Source organism: Bradyrhizobium sp. SZCCHNR1043 (assembly GCF_032489675.1).
Classification (GTDB): Bacteria; Pseudomonadota; Alphaproteobacteria; order Rhizobiales; family Xanthobacteraceae; genus Bradyrhizobium.
Window position 1 is genome coordinate 35876 of sequence record NZ_JAUEYN010000025.1, and the last position, 15979, is coordinate 51854.

Annotated in this window: 18 protein-coding genes; 13 read left to right on the forward strand and 5 right to left on the reverse strand. The window is 65.2% G+C overall.

The window, feature by feature from the left end; all coding sequences use genetic code 11:
• Nucleotides 1-94: 94 nt before the first annotated feature.
• The 3 genes from arsC to QX039_RS32105 all read left to right on the forward strand — a co-directional run bounded on the left by arsC (nucleotide 95) and on the right by QX039_RS32105 (nucleotide 2308).
• Nucleotides 95-499: an arsenate reductase (glutaredoxin) gene (gene arsC, locus QX039_RS32095; protein WP_315773135.1), complete on the forward strand. Its 405-nt coding sequence runs from the start codon at nucleotides 95-97 to the stop codon at nucleotides 497-499.
• A gap of 37 nt (nucleotides 500-536) precedes the next feature.
• Nucleotides 537-1811, forward strand: a complete 1275-nt coding sequence (locus tag QX039_RS32100) for an adenylate/guanylate cyclase domain-containing protein (protein ID WP_315740235.1) — start codon at nucleotides 537-539, stop codon at nucleotides 1809-1811.
• Nucleotides 1812-1873: 62 nt separating this feature from the next.
• Nucleotides 1874-2308, forward strand: coding sequence for a universal stress protein (locus QX039_RS32105; RefSeq protein WP_315740234.1), 435 nt, complete (start codon nucleotides 1874-1876; stop codon nucleotides 2306-2308).
• On the opposite strand, the gene QX039_RS32110 is transcribed toward QX039_RS32105, so the two are convergent.
• Together QX039_RS32110 and QX039_RS32115 are read right to left on the reverse strand one after the other, a co-directional pair.
• Nucleotides 2305-3531, reverse strand: a complete 1227-nt coding sequence (locus tag QX039_RS32110; protein WP_315773137.1) for an MFS transporter — start codon at nucleotides 3529-3531, stop codon at nucleotides 2305-2307. The genes QX039_RS32105 and QX039_RS32110 overlap by 4 nt on opposite strands.
• A gap of 102 nt (nucleotides 3532-3633) precedes the next feature.
• A complete protein-coding gene (locus tag QX039_RS32115) occupies nucleotides 3634-4422 on the reverse strand; it encodes a class I SAM-dependent methyltransferase (protein ID WP_315773138.1) in 789 nt (262 codons plus the stop codon).
• Nucleotides 4423-4625: 203 nt separating this feature from the next.
• On the opposite strand from QX039_RS32115, the gene QX039_RS32120 reads away from it, so the two are divergent.
• Nucleotides 4626-6002, forward strand: a complete 1377-nt coding sequence (locus QX039_RS32120; protein ID WP_315773139.1) for an Nramp family divalent metal transporter — start codon at nucleotides 4626-4628, stop codon at nucleotides 6000-6002.
• Between the two features lie 88 nt (nucleotides 6003-6090).
• Here the strand turns inward: QX039_RS32120 and QX039_RS32125 are convergent, their stop codons facing one another.
• From QX039_RS32125 to hemB, 3 genes are all read right to left on the reverse strand, one after another.
• The gene (locus QX039_RS32125; protein ID WP_315773141.1) at nucleotides 6091-6867 is read right to left on the reverse strand and encodes an arginyltransferase; all 777 of its coding nucleotides are present in this window, start codon (nucleotides 6865-6867) and stop codon (nucleotides 6091-6093) included.
• A gap of 91 nt (nucleotides 6868-6958) precedes the next feature.
• Nucleotides 6959-7492 (reverse strand): RDD family protein, encoded by a 534-nt coding sequence (locus tag QX039_RS32130; RefSeq protein WP_315740229.1) that lies wholly within the window; start codon nucleotides 7490-7492, stop codon nucleotides 6959-6961.
• A 199-nt stretch (nucleotides 7493-7691) separates the two neighbouring features.
• Entirely contained in the window at nucleotides 7692-8753 is a 1062-nt protein-coding gene (gene hemB, locus QX039_RS32135; protein ID WP_315758572.1) for a porphobilinogen synthase, read from the reverse strand.
• Between the two features lie 217 nt (nucleotides 8754-8970).
• On the opposite strand from hemB, the gene QX039_RS32140 reads away from it, so the two are divergent.
• From QX039_RS32140 to ribH, 9 genes are all read left to right on the forward strand, one after another.
• Complete coding sequence (locus QX039_RS32140; protein ID WP_315740227.1) at nucleotides 8971-9438, forward strand: DUF6163 family protein; 468 nt, start codon at nucleotides 8971-8973, stop codon at nucleotides 9436-9438.
• 360 nt (nucleotides 9439-9798) lie between these two features.
• Nucleotides 9799-10311 (forward strand): transcriptional regulator LdtR, encoded by a 513-nt coding sequence (gene ldtR, locus QX039_RS32145; RefSeq protein WP_008962376.1) that lies wholly within the window; start codon nucleotides 9799-9801, stop codon nucleotides 10309-10311.
• 207 nt (nucleotides 10312-10518) lie between these two features.
• On the forward strand, nucleotides 10519-10734 hold the full coding sequence (locus QX039_RS32150) for a hypothetical protein (RefSeq protein ID WP_315740226.1): 216 nt from the start codon (nucleotides 10519-10521) through the stop codon (nucleotides 10732-10734).
• A 26-nt stretch (nucleotides 10735-10760) separates the two neighbouring features.
• A complete protein-coding gene (locus QX039_RS32155; protein ID WP_315711437.1) occupies nucleotides 10761-10982 on the forward strand; it encodes a hypothetical protein in 222 nt (73 codons plus the stop codon).
• A gap of 763 nt (nucleotides 10983-11745) precedes the next feature.
• Nucleotides 11746-13050 (forward strand): serine hydroxymethyltransferase, encoded by a 1305-nt coding sequence (glyA, locus tag QX039_RS32160; protein WP_315740224.1) that lies wholly within the window; start codon nucleotides 11746-11748, stop codon nucleotides 13048-13050.
• A gap of 13 nt (nucleotides 13051-13063) precedes the next feature.
• Nucleotides 13064-13549 (forward strand): transcriptional regulator NrdR, encoded by a 486-nt coding sequence (nrdR, locus tag QX039_RS32165; RefSeq protein WP_006612773.1) that lies wholly within the window; start codon nucleotides 13064-13066, stop codon nucleotides 13547-13549.
• Nucleotides 13546-14697 carry a bifunctional diaminohydroxyphosphoribosylaminopyrimidine deaminase/5-amino-6-(5-phosphoribosylamino)uracil reductase RibD gene (gene ribD / locus QX039_RS32170; RefSeq protein ID WP_315773142.1) on the forward strand — a complete coding sequence of 384 codons (1152 nt, stop codon included), beginning with the start codon at nucleotides 13546-13548 and terminating at the stop codon, nucleotides 14695-14697. The genes nrdR and ribD overlap by 4 nt, the downstream gene beginning before the upstream one ends.
• A complete protein-coding gene (locus QX039_RS32175) occupies nucleotides 14697-15305 on the forward strand; it encodes a riboflavin synthase (protein WP_315773144.1) in 609 nt (202 codons plus the stop codon). Before ribD ends, QX039_RS32175 begins: the two co-directional genes overlap by 1 nt.
• 182 nt (nucleotides 15306-15487) lie before the next feature.
• Nucleotides 15488-15979: a 6,7-dimethyl-8-ribityllumazine synthase gene (gene ribH, locus QX039_RS32180; protein WP_315740221.1), complete on the forward strand. Its 492-nt coding sequence runs from the start codon at nucleotides 15488-15490 to the stop codon at nucleotides 15977-15979.

A 15979-nucleotide genomic window follows, 5' to 3' on the forward strand; every position in this document is an offset into this window, starting at 1 on the left:
TCCCGCATCGCGGCCGCACCATCAGGGACACGATGCGTGGGGTGAGACGCATGGCACGGGAATGTGCCTTTGGAACGCAACGACTGGACAGCCCATGCCCGTGACGATCTTTCACAATCCGGCCTGCGGCACGTCGCGCAACACGCTCGCGATGATCCGCGCCTCGGGTGAGGAGCCTGAGGTGATCGAATATCTGAAAAGCCCGCCGAGCCGCGAGCAGCTGATTGCGCTGATCAACGCGATGGGCGTCAAGGTGCGCGACGTGCTGCGTGAAAAGGGCACGCCCTATGCCGAGCTTGGGCTGAGCGATCCCAAATGGACCGACGACCAGCTGATCGAGGCGATGCTCGCGCATCCGATCCTGATCAACCGGCCGATCGTGGTGACCAGCAAGGGCGCGCGGCTCTGCCGCCCGTCCGAACTTGTGCTCGACCTGCTCGATCATCCCGTCTCCTCCTTCACCAAGGAGGACGGCGAGGTGGTGAGCCGGCCTGCCTGAAGCTTTCCGGATCGTGACGCGTTGGTGAGCTGAAACCATGGACACGGCGACCCGTCTCGAAGTGGCGAACTGGCTCGTGGCTCAGAGCCTGACCGGCATGCCGGAAAACGAGATCCTGCGCGGCTTCTGCGAGCGCTGCCGCGTGGCCGGGCTTGAATTGTCGCGCAGCCTTGCGATCATCGATACGCTGCATCCGATTTTCGAGGGGCGTGGCTTCCGCTGGAACGATTTCGACACGAACGAAGCCGACAGCTTTGAATATGGCTCCAGCAATGAGGGAGAGGCGGCACAGAATTGGCGGCGCTCGGTCTTCCACCACATGCTGGAGAACGGCCATGACGAGTTCAGCATCGACTTCACGAATTGTGCGCATCTCGATTTTCCGGTCATCGAGGAGCTTTCCGCACAGGGGCATCGGCACTATCTCGCCTTCGTGCACCGGTTCGGGGAAGCCGGCACGCTCGGCCAGATGGACTGCTTCTATTCCAACTGGCTGACGCGACGTGACGGCGGCTTCACCGACACGCAGATCGGCGCATTGCGCGACCTGGTCCCGCTGCTCGCGCTGACGATCAAATCCGCGCAGCAGGTCGATATCGTGCGAACCCTTGGCCGCGTCTATCTCGGCCGCGATGCTTCGGAGCAGGTGCTGCGCGGCCGGATCTCCCGCGGTGTCACCGAGCGCATCAATGCGGTGCTGTGGTTCTCCGACCTGCGCAGTTCGACCGCGATCAGCGAGAGCATCTCGCCGGACGAGATCATCCCGCTGCTCAACGACTATGCGGAGGCATCGATCGACGCGATCTACGAGTCGGGCGGCGACGTGCTGAAGCTGATCGGCGACGGCGTGCTGGCGATCTTCACCGGCGGCGACATGGCCTCGGCCCGTCACGCTGCGCTGCGCGCCGAGCATCGCTTTCGGCTGAACATCATGAAGCTGAACGCGCGGCGCGCCGGCGAGGGACGGCCCGTCACCTCGGCCTATGTCGGCCTGCATGTCGGCGAGGTGTTCTACGGCAATATCGGCAGCGAGGACCGGCTCGACTTCACCGTCGTGGGACCGGCCGTCAACGAGGTCAGCCGCATCGCCTCGATGTGCCGCTCGGTCGATCGCGAACTGTTGGCATCCTCCGAGTTCTGCGAGGGGCTCGACGACGAAGGTCGCCGCTATCTGGTGTCGACCGGGCGCTACGCGCTGCGCGGCATCGGCCGCGCGCAGGATCTCTTCACGCTCGATCCGGAACTTGCCGGCAGCGCCTCAGCCACGCGGGCCTACGAGAACTACCTGGCGGACGAGATGTCGCACCCTTGACCCACGTCAATGCCCAGCAGAAGCGAGTCTGCCCAGCATCCTCTGCCGCGAGGTGAAAGCTCATGTACAAACATATTCTGCTGCCGACCGATGGGTCCGACCTTTCCAAGGCCGCAATCAAGCACGGTATCGCGCTCGCTAAGGCGACCGGAGCCAGGGTCACGGCGCTGGTGGTGTCGACGCCGCTGCATTCGCTGGTCGTCGATCCCCACGCTGCGACCAAGGCGCTTGCGCAATACAAGTCGCTGGTGGCCGATCAGACCGCAAAATATCTCGATCACGTGAAGGACGACGCGGAGCAGGCCGGCGTCGCCTGCGCCACGCTCTGCGTCGAGCACGACAAGCCCTATGAGGCGATCGTCGAGACCGCGCGCAAGCAGCATTGCGATCTGGTGCTGATGGCCTCGCATGGGCTGCGCGGCGTCTCGGCGATCCTGGGCAGCGAGACCTTGAAGGTGCTGACGCATTCGACCGTGCCGATCCTGGTCTATCGCTAGGCGGGCTGCGGCTCCGGCTGGCGCGCGATCGCGACGACCGGCGAGGCGAGGATGACGAGCGCCTGCAGGCCGAAGATGGCGGCGACGAGGTAGAGACACATGTCGGCGCCGTAACGGCCGCCGACGACCGCGCCGAGCAGTGAGCCCAGCGGACGGGCGCCGTAGCTCAGGATGTTGATGGCCGACACCCGCCCGAGCAGGCCCGCCGGAGTCACCGACTGCCGCAGCGTCGTGGTCGAGATCACCCAGAGGATCGGCCCGGCGCCGAGCAGGAAGAAGCTGAGGGCGGCAAGGTAGGGCGAGGGGACGAACGTGGTCAGTGCCATGATGAGCGCCGCGGCGAAGCCGGTGACGGGGCCGAGCCCGATGACGGTGCCGAACGGCAGCCGCCGCATGATGCGCGTCGCCAGCAGCGCGCCGCACACCATGCCGACGCCGAACATCGACAGCACAGTGCCGACGCCTCCCGCCGACAGGCCGAGCCGATGCACCGCATAGGGCACGAACACCGCGAGCAGCAGGAAATGCGCGGTGTTGAAGATGAACTGGGTGACGAACACCGGCCGCAGCAGCGGATGATGCAGCACGAAGGCGGCGCCTTCGCGGATGTCGGCGAGCGGATGGCGGCGCGGCACCGGCGCGCGGGCGGGCTCGGCGATGCCGGCCAGGCACATGGCTGCGATCAGCGAGAGCGCCGCGGCACAGCCGAAGGCCGGAGCGCCGCCGATCCAGCCGACCAGCACGCCGCCCAGCGCGGGCCCGGTGGCAAAGGCGATGGTGCGGGCAAGCTCGATGCGCGCATTCGCGGACGCCAACTGGGCCGGGGCGACGAGGCTCGGCACCAGGGCAGGCGCTGCGACGCTGAACACGACCGTGCCGCACACCGCCGCGAATCCGAGCGCCGCCAGCAGCGGCAGCGTGAGCGCGCCGGACGCGAAGGCGATGAGGATCGCGAGCAGCGCGAGCGCGCGAAGCGTCTCTGCCAGGGCCATCAGCAACCGTCGCGACATCCGGTCGGCGAGCAGCCCCGCAGGGATCGCGAATAGCACGAAGGGCGCGGTCAGCGCCGTCTGCAGCAGGCCGGTCGCGCCCTCGCCAACGCCGAGGGCGAGCACCGCGACGATCGGTGCTGCGGCGAGCGCGATCTGCTCGGCCGATTGCGCGGTGAGGTTCGACCAGGCGAGGCGGTGGAAGCCGGCGGGCAGGGCGGGAGAAGGAGGCATGAAGAGGAACCTGATGTGATGATGTGGCCATCATCACCACGCCGCCTCCTTGCGCCCACCCGCTTCCTGATCTCAGGTATCGGCCGTCGTGCTGCGGACGGCCTATGCCGCGGTCGGTGCCTCGGCCAGTCCCCATTCCGGGGGCAGCGTGCGGAACGCCAGATGGGTGCCGGCATTCAGCGGCGCCGTCTTGAATCCGAACCGGTGCCAAGCCAGCGTCAACGCATGCTGGGTGTAGATCGAGATGTGGCCGTTGCGCGGCGCAATGTACCACCAGGACATGCCCTGGCTGTCGAAGTCTTCCGGCTGGGTCAACGTCGAGTAGAACACCGCGCCCGGTTCGGCCACGCAGGCCGCCATGGCTCCAATCGTCGCCAGCGGATCGGGCACGTGCTCCAGCGTCTCGAAGCAGGTAACGAGATCGAACTTGCGATCGGGGCGGGTGGCGTGCTCGGCCACCATCGGATCATAGGTGACCGCTTCCGCAAAGCCTTGAGCACGCAGGCCGGTGCAGAACACGTCGTTGCCGCCGCCGAAGTCGAGCACCCGCATGCCGGCCTTGTGTGGCGCCCAGAAGCGGGCGACGGCCGCCGCATTGTCGGTCGGGCGCTTGACCCGATAGTCGGGATCCACGGCTTCGTAGCCGTCGTTGTAGATGTGGGTCTTGAACTGCTCGATGCTCCAGTCGTCGAATGCGTCGGTGAACAGAAAGCCGCAGTCCGCGCAGCGCCGGTAATAGATGGGCACACCCGAGAGCGGCGCGCGATACGCATGCGCCGTCTGGCATGGGCGGTTCATGTCGACGACGCCGTAGAGGTCGGCAGGACCGTCACAGATCTTGCAAGGAACAGGCGCGTTGGAGATCGGTCGGAGGCCAAGGTTGGCAGACATGTTGGATCCGGTCAGTGGGGAGACGGGGACCCGGCCGCGCCGATTCGTGTGTGCTTCAGGCGCTCTCGCGAATCGGCAAGGGCGAGCAGCTGCCATGATGGAATGGTATTGGATTAATACCAACGCTCGCGGGTACCAGCCCGCAGCGCTCCTCTACTTGCAAGTCAGTTGCATTAAAGGTCGGTTTCGTTCAGGATAGCGGAATGGACGCAAAACCGTCAGATCTTTCGCAACTGCAAGCCTTGGTGCAGCCCAGCGACAGCCGCTCCGGCTGGCGCGGTGAGCGCGGTGAGCCCTCTCTCGGCGACATGTTCGCGACAGTGCGAACCGCAACCAAGGGGTCGCTCTGGCGAAAGCTGCTCGCCTTTCTCGGACCCGGCTATCTGGTCGCGGTCGGCTACATGGACCCCGGCAATTGGGCGACCTCGCTCGCCGGCGGTGCCAAGTTCGGCTACGTGCTATTATCGGTCGCGCTGCTGTCCAACCTGATGGCGATCGTGCTGCAGTCGCTGTGCACCCGGCTCGGCGTCGCCACCGGCCGCGACCTGGCCCAGGCGTGCCGCGATTCGACGCCGCGCTGGGTTTCGTTGCCGCTGTGGCTGTCGGCGGAGATCGCGATCACGGCCACCGACCTCGCCGAGGTGATCGGTACTGCGATCGGTCTCAGCCTGCTGTTCGGGCTGCCGCTGTCGATCGGCGTCTGCGTCACCGCGCTCGATGTCTTTCTGATCCTGGCGCTGCAGGCCTTCGGCTTCCGTTGGATCGAGGCGTTCGTGGTCGCGCTGCTCGGCATCATCGCGCTGTGCTTCGCGATCCAGATCGCGATGGCGCAGCCGGACTGGGCCGAGGTGGTGAAAGGCTTCGTCCCCAGCGGACAGCTGATCGCCAACCCGGAGATGCTCTATCTGGCGCTCGGCATTCTCGGCGCTACCGTGATGCCGCACAATTTGTATCTCCACTCGGGTCTGGTCCAGACCCGCGGCTACGGCGACAGCCCAGAGGACAAGCGCGAGGCGATCACGCTCTCCACGATCGATTCGACCATCGCGCTGTGCCTTGCGCTGACCATCAACGCCTCGATCCTGATCCTGGCGGCGGCGACGTTCCACCGGACCGGACAACGCGACGTCGCCGAGCTTGATCAGGCGCATTCCTTCCTGGCGCCGCTGCTCGGGTCGACGTTGGCACCGACGCTGTTTGCGATCGCGCTTTTGTGCTGCGGCCTGAATTCGACGATCACCGCGACCCTGTCCGGTCAGATCGTGATGGAAGGCTTTCTTCACTGGCGGATCGCGCCCTGGCTGCGCCGGCTGATCACCCGCATGATCGCAATCGTGCCGGCCGTGGTGGTGACGATCTGGGCCGGCGAGAAGGCGACCGGGCAGCTCCTGATCCTCAGTCAGGTCGTGCTCAGCCTGCAACTGCCGTTCGCGATCGTGCCGCTGGTGCTGCTCACCGCGAGCCGGGCCAAGATGGGGCAGTTCGTGGCGCCGCGCTGGCTGACGGCGCTCGCGACCTTGATCGCGGTGGTGATCATCGCGCTCAATACCAAGCTGGTGTGGGATCTGGCCACGGGATGATGAGGAGAGGCGAATAGCGAGTGGGGAGTAGCGAATAGGGACGTTCGAAGCGCTCTATTCGCTACTCCCCATTCGCTATTCGCCTCCTCTAGTCCTGCGGCTCGGGCGCGGTGTCGCCTTCGGCATCCACGCGCAGCCAGCCGGCAGCCGCGAGCCGTTGTTGCGGCAGATAGCGGCTCTTGTAGTCCATCTTCTTCGAACCCTCGATCCAGTAGCCCAGATAGACGTAGGGCAGGCCCTGGCGCCGCGCCCGGGCGATGTGGTCGAGGATCATGAAGGTGCCGAGCGAGCGGGTGGTCTCCGAGGGGTCGAAGAACGAGTACACCATCGACAGGCCGTCGCTGAGCACGTCCGTCAGCGCCACTGCGACCAGTTCGCCGCTGCGGGCATTCGGACCGTTGCTCAGATTGCGGCGGCGGTACTCGATGATTCGCGTCTCGACATGGCTGTCCTCGACCATCATGGCGTAATCGAGCACCGTCATGTCGGCCATGCCGCCATGACGATGGCGCTGATCGAGATAGCTGCGGAAGATCGAATATTGCTCGGAGGTCGGCACGGCGCTGCGCTGCTCGCCGACCAGATCGGAATTGCGCGCGAGCACCTTGCGGAAGTTGCGCGAGGGGCGGAATTCGTTGGCGATCACGCGGACGGACACGCAGGCCCGGCATTGGTCGCAGGCCGGCCGGTAGGCGATCGACTGGCTGCGGCGGAAGCCGCCATGGGTCAGGAGGTCGTTGAGATCGGTCGCCTTGTCGCCGACCAGATGCGTGAACACCTTGCGTTCCTGCCGCCCCGGCAGATAGGGGCAGGGCGAGGGCGCGGTCAGGTAGAATTGCGGGGTGTCACGCGAATGCTGGGTCAAGGAACGTCGTGAGCCTCCGAGGCGATCATCAACAGAATTGCGCTCCGGAGGCGGCCGGTCAATCGCTTTTGCAGTGCCACCGGACGTCTCATCAGGTGCGAGCCGGTTCAGTCAGTTGCGAGCGCACGGACGTGTTGATCACGACGGTACCGAGCACGAAATCGTGCAGCAGCCGGCGGCGGCTGTTGAACAGTCCGATCAGCAGCACGAACGGCGACAACGCCGAGACCGAGACCCAGAAGCAGACCGCGTGCACGGCACCGAGCACGAAATAGCCCGGCGCGCCGTACCAGGTCCGTACCTCCAGATCCATCACCCGCATGCCGATCGTCGCCGAGTTCGGCCCGCCGATCGTTGCGCCGTAGTAGACGATGGCCCAGATCACCGCAGCCGGCGACACCAGCCAGAACAACGCCCAGCCGAGACCCAGCGTGACCACGCCGAACACGGCAATGAAGATCACCGCCAGGATCACCGGGACCGAGAGCACCAGGAGATCGATCAGGAACGCAATCATCCGCCGCGTCAGCACGCCGCGAAACAATTCCGGCTGCTGATAGGGATCGTAGGCGTGTGGCCGAGCACCGGGACCGCCATTGCTATCGCCTGAACCCATATACGCCATGAATAAGCCCTCCGGATTGGCACCCAGGACATGGGAACCCCTCTTGCGCTTGCAAGGGCCGTTCGTGCATGGGACGCGGCAAATTTCCGGCTATTTCGCGACTTGTAAGCCAGAACTTCGCGAGCCGGCGGCCCGCGCAGGCGAAAGGAGCGGCGAGCTCAAGGAGCGTGGGGGGTCTCGGAAAGATCCTGGCGCCTCCTCAGCGCTGCTGCCGCAGCCGCTCGGCAGCTTGCGGGGCGAAATAGGTGAGCACGCCGTCGGCGCCGGCGCGCTTGAAGGCCAGCAGGCTCTCCATCATCGCCCGGTCGCCGTCGATCCAGCCATTGTTGGCGGCGGCCGTGATCATCGCGTATTCGCCCGACACCTGATAGGCGAAGGTCGGCATGCTGAACGTGTCCTTCACGCGCCTGACGACGTCGAGATAGGGCATGCCCGGCTTCACCATCACCATGTCGGCGCCCTCGGCGATGTCGAGCTCGACCTCGCGCAGCGCCTCGTCGGAGTTGGCGCTGTCCATCTGATAGGTGCGCTTGTCGCCGGTCAGCGTCTTGGCCGAGCCGATCGCGTCGCGGAACGGGCCGTAGAAGGCGGAGGCATATTTGGCCGCATAGGCCATGATCTGCACGTCGAGGAAGCCGGCTTGATCCAGGGCCTGGCGGATCGCGCCGACCCGGCCGTCCATCATGTCCGACGGCGCGATGATGTCGCAGCCGGCCTCGGCCTGGACCAGGGCCTGGCGCACCAGCACGGCGACCGTCTCGTCGTTGAGAATGCGGCCGTCCTTGATGAGGCCGTCATGACCGTGGCTGGTGAACGGATCGAGCGCGACGTCGCAGAGCACGCCGATCTCCGGGAACTCCTTCTTGATCGCACGCACCGCCTGGCAGACCAAATTGTCCGGGTTGCAGGCCTCGGAGCCGTGCTCGTCGCGCAGCGACGGCTCGGTATAGGGGAACAGCGCGATGCAGGGAATGTCGAGCTTGGCGGCGCGCTCAGCGTCGCGGACGATCTCGTCGACGCTCAGCCGCTCCACGCCCGGCATCGAGGCGACGGTGCTGCGGGTCCGGTCGCCCTGCACCACGAACAGGGGCCAGATCAGATCGTCCGTCGTGAGCACGTTCTCGCGCACCAGCCGGCGTGCCCACTCGGCCTTGCGGTTGCGGCGGGGACGGATGGTGAGGTCGAGCGCCGGCGTCAGTCCAGTGGCCGGATTGCGCGCGGTGTCGCGCAGGTCGATCGGGCGCCCGAATTTGATCGCCATGGGGGGCTGGCTCCTTGCTGACCGGCGAGCCGGATTTTGACTTGTTGTAATTCCAACAATCTGTAGCACTTTGCCCGCCGCCCGTCACTTGACCTGACGCAAGCGGCCCGGTTGATTTCCGGCCCGGTTGATTTCACGGTGCCGGCCGGCCAAGAATCGCCATGCTCCTGGTCTTGAGAGGCCCCAATGACGACCCGCCTGTTCTGCTCGAGCTGCCATGGCTGAGATTCCCTCGGCGCGAGATCTGGCGCGTGACAACGCCGCCATGTCGATTGCCGCCATGTCCTCGGATCGGCGCGAGAGCGACGACAATGTCTGGACGCGGCGGCTCGTGCTGTTCCTGCGGGTCATGGCCATGCTCTCGATCGCCAAGGGCCTTTACCATTGGGCCCAGGTTACCGGCTTCATCGGCGGCGAGGACGACGCGTTCGAGAACCAGGCGATGGCCTGGCAGGCCGCGACGGTCTATTTCGCGGTGATCGAGCTCGTCGCCGCCGTGGGCCTGTGGCTGGCCACGCCGTGGGGCGCGGTGGTGTGGCTCACCACGGTCGTCTCGATGGCGGTCATCGAGCTCATGTTCCCGGGCATCTATGGCGGCAATCTGCTGGTGGTCGCGGGCGAGGCGGTCATGCTCGCCGCCTACCTCGTGCTGGCCTGGATGGCGGCCCGGGAGCGGCCACCATAGGTCGTGCGGAAAATTCGTTGCACGCTGTAAATCTTTTCAGCGCGATGCAAGTAATGTTTCGAACACCTTAAGAGCGTCTGCCACAGCCGTTACAGAGACCTTAGCGGCGCTACCCAAGCGTGTTTTGTAATGCGACAGGTGGGTGAAACGAACCGCGAACATCGCCCCTCGACCGTCAACGGACTATTGCAAAAGCCTCTGTAATTACTGAATTAAAAGAGGATTCACTCTCCGCGATTCATTCTCTCTTTATGCTCTTATTTAAGGCGATCTTCAAAGCACGCCCCTTAAGTTCGTTCTATCAGACGGGACAAAAGTTTCGTCGAATAAGTCGACAAAAACGACGACAGGGGAAGTGTCATGATGAAAGCCGTTGCGACGGCCGTGGAGACTGCTGCGCCGGGCCAGGGCGGCACCGTGCAGTCGCTCTATCTGGAAGCACTGACGCTGGTGGAGCGGCTGCATCGCCGTCTGCTCGACGTCATCAAGGACGAGTTCGACCGCCGTGGTCGTTCCGATATCAATTCGGTCCAGGCGCTGCTGCTCTATAACATCGGCGACAAGGAGCTGACCGCGGGCGAGCTGCGCACGCGCGGCTACTATCTCGGCTCCAACGTCTCCTACAACCTGAAGAAGCTGGTCGAGCTCGGCTTCCTCGATCACCAGCGCTCGCGCGTCGATCGCCGCTCGGTCCGCATCCGCCTGACCCCGCAGGGGCAGGAGATCCGCCGCATCGTCGACTCGCTGTATCAGAAGCACGTCAAGACCGTGGAGCAGGTCGGCGGCATTTCGAGCGAGGAGTTCTCCACGCTCAACAAGTCGCTGCATCGTCTCGAGCGGTTCTGGACCGACCAGATCCTGTATCGCCTCTGAGCCGGTCTCACCGTTTCGGCTGAGCCGGCCTCAGACATCGAGAGCCAAAACCGGACAGCCGTTGATCGTCTGGAAGTCGTTCTTGCGCCGGCCCCTTCGGGCCGGCGTTTTCTTGTTCGCCTTGGCAAAAACCTTGGCAAAAACCCCGGTCCGAATTGGAACCAATCGAGGCTCCTGGGCTTATGTCCCTGGACCGGAGGTCGGACCATGCTGCACGATGCCGGAATGCAAGTCATGAACGTGGCGATGGTTGGGGATGCCTATGCCATCGCCTCCAACTATCTGCGTCTCTCCGGCGAGCTGCCAGAGGAGTTCGCGCCGAACGAGAGACTTGTCGACATCATCGTTCAGCTGATTCACCGCGGAGAATTCAACAAGCTCAAGCTCGCCAACAAGGCGATCTCGATGTTCAAGTCTGCCTGACGGCCTGACGTTCAAGAGGGGATGATATGGAAGCCGCCATCGATCGCATCATGCACACTTACGACCTGCTGGCGAACCGCACCGCCGCGGCGAGCGACGAGGCGCGCCGCAAGGTGAGCGCCTATATCCAGACCTTGTTCGAAGCCGGCGAGCGCGATCCGCACCGCCTGACGGTATGCGGCCTGACCTATCTGCGTCAGCTCGATGGCCGCGTCGATCCGGTGAAGGCGGGCTACACCGGCCTCTGATTTTCTTTCGGTGCGGCATTGCTCGCCGCGCGCTTGCCTCACAACCTGTATGAGACCGTCCGGTTTCATGCAGGTTGTTTGTATTTGGGGGGCGATGCATTTGGTGTCCCGAGTTATTGTCGTGGCAGGAATCTTGGCCTTCGCGTGCGGTGAGCTGAGCCTGCCCACGAAGAGTATGGCTGAGACGGTTTAACCCCAGAAGGGACCGAACAGTCGAGAAGCACTGGCCAGAATAGGCGCCTGCGCAGCGACGACGATCACGAAAATTGCTGATCGGTTTGATGAGCCGCTGTCGCCTACCCCGTTCAAGCGCGGCGAGAAGCGCGACAAGTATGTTGATCCCATTATGGATCCGGGGAAGCACGTGCTGTACCAGAACGGTGCCGAGCAGATCGACGCAGAGTGGAACGCCGCCGTGGCCCATTCCAAACTGGGCGATCCCGTGCGTCTCTGCACCGTCTGGAAGCCGAAGAAATGCCCGCCGCCGATGATCGGGGGCGAATCTACAAGGCGACCAATCTCCGGACCAAGGAAACGTGGCAGATGTCGGAAAGCTGGCACTCCTGCGGCGGGGCTTGAGCAGGGCTTGCTCCGGACCTCGTCCACCATATCTGGCGCAAATATCCGGTTTGACCCGCAACCGCTTGGCCTGTCCCTTGGCCTGCCGCCGCCCATATGGTAAGGGCAGGGGTCTTTTCCGACCGACTTCACTGAACCGACCGCAGGCCACCTAAGGCCTTGCGGACGTGGAGATATTCCGCCGATGACCGCTTCCAGCGCCAAGCCCGCCTCGTCAGTCGATTCCTTCTTCTCCGCCACCCTGGCCGAGGCCGATCCCGAAATCGCCGCCGCCATCAAGGGTGAGCTCGGTCGGCAACGGCACGAGATCGAGCTGATCGCCTCGGAGAACATCGTCAGCCGGGCGGTCCTGGAGGCCCAGGGCTCGGTGATGACCAACAAGTACGCGGAAGGGTATCCGGGCGCGCGCTATTATGGCGGCTGCGAATGGGTCGACGTCGCCGAGAACCTCGCGATCGACCGCGCCAAGAAGCTGTTCGGCGCCAATTTCGCCAATGTCCAGCCGAACTCCGGGAGCCAGATGAACCAGGCCGTGTTCCTGGCGCTCCTGCAGCCCGGCGACACCTTCATGGGCCTCGACCTCGCCGCCGGCGGCCATCTCACCCACGGCTCGCCGGTCAACATGTCCGGCAAGTGGTTCAAAGCCGCGCACTACACGGTCCGCCGTGACGATCATCTGATCGACATGGATGCGGTCGCCAAGCAGGCCGAGGAGGTCAAGCCGAAGCTGATCATCGCCGGTGGCAGCGCCTACTCGCGCCCGTGGGACTTCAAGCGCTTCCGTGAGATCGCAGACCACGTCGGAGCCTACCTCCTGGTCGACATGGCGCACTTCGCCGGTCTCGTCGCCGGCGGCGTACATGCCTCGCCGGTGCCGCATGCCCACGTCACGACAACCACGACCCACAAATCGCTGCGTGGCCCGCGCGGCGGCCTGATCCTCTGGAACGACGAGGCGCTGACCAAGAAGCTGAACTCGGCGATCTTCCCGGGCCTGCAGGGCGGTCCGCTGATGCATGTGATCGCGGCCAAGGCGGTGGCCTTCGCCGAGGCGCTGCGGCCGGAGTTCAAGACTTACGCGAAGAACATCGTCGAGAATGCGAAGGCGTTGGCGGAATCGCTGCGCGCGCACGGCTTCGACATCGTCTCCGGCGGCACCGACAACCATTTGATGCTGGTCGACCTCCGGCCCAAGGCCCTGAAGGGCAACGTCTCGGAGAAGGCGCTGGTCCGCGCCGGCATCACCTGCAACAAGAACGGCATCCCGTTCGACCCCGAGAAGCCGTTCGTCACCTCGGGCCTGCGTCTCGGCACCCCCGCGGCGACCACCCGCGGCTTCGGCGTCGCCGAATTCCAGCAGGTCGGCAGCCTGATCGCCGAGGTGCTGAACGCGATCGCACAGGCGCCGGACGGCAGCGCGCCGCTGGTGGAAGCTGCGGTCAAGGAGAAGGTGAAGGCGCTGACCGACCGGTTCCCGATCTATCAGTAAGGCTTAACGCGAAATGCGCTGCCCGAGCTGCAACAGTCTCGATACGCAGGTGAAGGACTCCCGCCCCACCGAGGATTCCTCGGTGATCCGGCGGCGGCGGGTCTGCGTCACCTGCAATTTCCGCTTCACGACCTTCGAGCGGGTGCAGCTGCGCGAACTGACCGTGATCAAGCGCAACGGCCGCCGCGTGCCGTTCGACCGCGACAAGCTGATGCGCTCGGTGCAGATCTCCTTGCGCAAGCGCTCGGTCGATCCGGAGCGGGTCGAGAAGATGGTCTCGGCGATCGTGCGCGAGCTCGAGAGCGGCGGCGAGTCGGAAGTGTCCTCGGAGGCGATCGGCGAGATCGTGATGGAGCATCTGCGCGATCTCGACGACGTGGCCTATGTCCGCTTCGCCTCGGTCTACCGCAATTTCCGCGAGGCCAAGGATTTCGAGGCCGTGCTCGGCGAGCTCTCGGCGGAGGACGAAGCACCGCGCCTCGCGCCGGTCCGCAAATGATCTTCCGGGTTCTGGTCGATCAGGTCGGCGAGAAGCTGAAGGCTCAGAAGGACGCCGACCGCCGCTTCATGCAGCTCGCGCTGACGCTCGGCCGCCGCGGGTTGGGGCGGACCTGGCCCAATCCCGCCGTCGGTGCCGTGGTGGTCAAGGACGGCGTGATCGTCGGCCGCGGCTGGACCCAGCCCGGTGGACGTCCTCATGGCGAGCCCGAGGCGCTGCGCCGTGCCGGGGAGGCAGCCAAAGGCGCCACGCTCTACGTGACGCTGGAGCCGTGTTCGCATGTCGGCAAGTCGCCGCCTTGCGTGGACGCTGTCATCGCAGCCGGAATCAGCCGCGTCGTCTCGGCGATCGAGGATCCCAATCCAGAGGTCGCAGGGCAGGGACATGCGAAGCTCCGCGCTGCCGGCATCCAGGTCGAGGTCGGCCTCTGCTCGGCGGACGCCAAGCGCGACCATTCGGGTCATTTCCGACGCATCCGCGACGGGCGGCCGCATGTGATCCTGAAGCTTGCCGTCTCGGCCGACGACAAGATTGCAGCCGCGGGCAACACGCCGGTCGCGATCACCGGCGAAGCGGCGCGGACGCGCGTGCATGTGTTGCGTGCCCAGAGCGACGCGATCCTGATCGGCGTGCGCACCGCGATCGCCGACGATCCGCTGCTGACCTGCCGGCTGCCCGGCATGGAATCCCGCTCGCCGGTCCGTGTCGTGCTCGACCCCGTCCTGCGCCTCCCGACCGCCAGCCGTCTGGTGCAGTCAGCGCGGACGACGCCGCTTTGGCTCGTTGCCTCTGAGGTGGCGGAGCCCGCCGCAGCGACCAAGCTGGGGGCCGCCGGCGCGCAGGTGATCCGCCTGCCGCCGCAGGTCGCACCGTCGGCACTGGAGCCACCCGCCGTGCTCAAGGCGCTCGCCGAGAAGGGCATCACCCGTTTGATGATCGAAGGCGGCAGCCGCGTCGCATCATCTTTCATGGCAAGTGGCTTGGTCGATGAAATCTGGCTGCTGCGTGGTCCCGGGGAGATCGGAGCGGACGGGATCGCTGCGCTGGATGCATTGCCGCTGACCGCAATCACGCAGTCGCCGGCCTATCGCGTTCGTGCTAGCGAAACGCTCGATCCCGACACCCTTACGATTTACGAGCGCGCGTAATGTTTACCGGCATCGTCACCGACATCGGCGAGATCGTCAGCCTGACGCCGCGGACCGAGGGCAAGCTGCACCGGCTGCGCATCGCCTGCAGCTACGACCAGGCCACGATCGCCGATGGCGCGTCCATCGCCAACAACGGCGTCTGCCTCACGGTCGTGCAGTCGGGCCTCACCGACGGCAAGACCTGGTTCGAGGTCGATGCCGCCGCGGAGACGCTGGCGCTGACCACGGCCAAGCACTGGCGCGTCGGAACGAAGCTGAACCTGGAGCGGGCGCTGAAGATCGGCGACGAACTCGGCGGTCACATCGTCTCGGGTCATGTCGACGGCATCGCGACCATCGTCAGCCGCGACGACCTGCCTGATATGGCGCGGTTCGTGCTGAAGACAACGCGGGATCTGGCGCGCTTCATCGCCACCAAGGGCTCAGTCACCCTCGACGGCGTCTCGCTCACGGTCAACACCGTCGACGAACTGGCCTTCTCGGTGCTGATCATTCCGCATACGCTGTCGGTCACCACGCTGTCGTCCTGGCAGGCCGGCAGCGAGGTCAATATCGAGGTCGACCTGATGGCGCGCTATGCCGCGCGCCTTACGGAAATGAAGTAGCCTCGAAGGGGGCTTTCCGTCTTGGCTTTGCGGGCGCTGGCGCCTACAAGGCCAGCCCTGATTGCGAGGAGGCGCTGATGTGTCGTCTCGCAGCATGAGGCCGATTTCATCTCGCCCTTCGCGAGGCGGCCGGATGGCCGCTCCCTTGGGACGAGGCACCTGAAGACAATGGAAACAGAACCATGGCAGACGCACGGCGCGCGCCGCTCAAAGACCAGACCGACATCTCCGGCGCCCGGGCGCTGATCGTCGAGGCCCGCTTCTACGACGATCTTCAGGATGCCCTGCTGGAGGGCGCCACCGCCGAGCTGAAGGCGGCGGGCGTGGGCTATGATGTTCTCACGGTCACCGGATCGTTGGAGATTCCGGCGACCATTGCCATTGCGCTCGATGCGGCCGCCAAGAACGGCAAGCCCTATGATGCGGCGATCGCGCTCGGTTGCGTCATCCGCGGCGACACCATCCATTTCGAGATCGTGTCGCAGGAGTCCTCGCGGGCGCTGATGGACCTATCGGTGGCGCGCGGCCTGCCGCTCGGCAACGGCATCCTGACGGTCAACACCGAGGATCAGGCCTGGGCGCGCGCCCGCGTCTCGGAAATGAACAAGGGCGGCGATGCTGCGCGGGCCGCGCTCGCCGTGCTGCGCATCAAACGCCGTCTGGCGCGAGGCTGA

Bases quoted from the DNA above. Each gene is read 5' to 3' on its own strand.
- arsC (WP_315773135.1), top strand. From the start codon at position 95: ATGCCCGTGACGATCTTTCACAATCCGGCCTGCGGCACGTCGCGCAAC.
- QX039_RS32100 (WP_315740235.1), top strand. From the start codon at position 537: ATGGACACGGCGACCCGTCTCGAAGTGGCGAACTGGCTCGTGGCTCAG.
- QX039_RS32105 (WP_315740234.1), top strand. From the start codon at position 1,874: ATGTACAAACATATTCTGCTGCCGACCGATGGGTCCGACCTTTCCAAG.
- QX039_RS32110 (WP_315773137.1), bottom strand. From the start codon at position 3,531: ATGCCTCCTTCTCCCGCCCTGCCCGCCGGCTTCCACCGCCTCGCCTGG.
- QX039_RS32115 (WP_315773138.1), bottom strand. From the start codon at position 4,422: ATGTCTGCCAACCTTGGCCTCCGACCGATCTCCAACGCGCCTGTTCCT.
- QX039_RS32120 (WP_315773139.1), top strand. From the start codon at position 4,626: ATGGACGCAAAACCGTCAGATCTTTCGCAACTGCAAGCCTTGGTGCAG.
- QX039_RS32130 (WP_315740229.1), bottom strand. From the start codon at position 7,492: ATGGCGTATATGGGTTCAGGCGATAGCAATGGCGGTCCCGGTGCTCGG.
- hemB (WP_315758572.1), bottom strand. From the start codon at position 8,753: ATGGCGATCAAATTCGGGCGCCCGATCGACCTGCGCGACACCGCGCGC.
- QX039_RS32140 (WP_315740227.1), top strand. From the start codon at position 8,971: ATGGCTGAGATTCCCTCGGCGCGAGATCTGGCGCGTGACAACGCCGCC.
- ldtR (WP_008962376.1), top strand. From the start codon at position 9,799: ATGATGAAAGCCGTTGCGACGGCCGTGGAGACTGCTGCGCCGGGCCAG.
- QX039_RS32150 (WP_315740226.1), top strand. From the start codon at position 10,519: ATGCTGCACGATGCCGGAATGCAAGTCATGAACGTGGCGATGGTTGGG.
- QX039_RS32155 (WP_315711437.1), top strand. From the start codon at position 10,761: ATGGAAGCCGCCATCGATCGCATCATGCACACTTACGACCTGCTGGCG.
- glyA (WP_315740224.1), top strand. From the start codon at position 11,746: ATGACCGCTTCCAGCGCCAAGCCCGCCTCGTCAGTCGATTCCTTCTTC.
- nrdR (WP_006612773.1), top strand. From the start codon at position 13,064: ATGCGCTGCCCGAGCTGCAACAGTCTCGATACGCAGGTGAAGGACTCC.
- ribD (WP_315773142.1), top strand. From the start codon at position 13,546: ATGATCTTCCGGGTTCTGGTCGATCAGGTCGGCGAGAAGCTGAAGGCT.
- QX039_RS32175 (WP_315773144.1), top strand. From the start codon at position 14,697: ATGTTTACCGGCATCGTCACCGACATCGGCGAGATCGTCAGCCTGACG.
- ribH (WP_315740221.1), top strand. From the start codon at position 15,488: ATGGCAGACGCACGGCGCGCGCCGCTCAAAGACCAGACCGACATCTCC.